At 71.8% G+C, this 305-nt stretch carries 1 pseudogene; it reads right to left on the bottom strand.

Annotated features, from left to right (window positions below):
- Window positions 1–305: pseudogene (locus H5407_RS23940) on the bottom strand (EamA/RhaT family transporter); the annotation flags it as partial.

Below are 305 nucleotides of genomic sequence, written 5' to 3'. Positions count from 1 at the left end.
CGCCACGCCGGAGAGCGTCAGCGCCGCGCCAGCCAGCTTGATGGCCGTGAAGCTCTCGCCGGTGCTGAGCCAGGCCGCGATACCGGCGGTCGGCGGCATCAGGTAGATCAGCGGCGCGGTGCGGGCCACGCCGCGCTGCGCATTCACCCAGCCCCAGCCCAGCCAGCTGACGAAGCCGATCATCACGATGGCCCAGGCCGCGCCCAGCCACAGCCAGGCCGAGATGCCGGCCCAGTCCATGCGCAGCGCAATCGGCGTGGCATAGGCCAGCACCGGCAGCGTGGTGGCCAGGCTGGCATAGCACA

The sequence above is a fragment of the Mitsuaria sp. WAJ17 genome (assembly GCF_014174515.1).
In the GTDB taxonomy this organism is placed as follows: domain Bacteria; phylum Pseudomonadota; class Gammaproteobacteria; order Burkholderiales; family Burkholderiaceae_C; genus Roseateles_B.
Note: the sequence above shows the minus strand (reverse complement) of the source record. Positions and strands in the feature narration are given on the sequence as shown.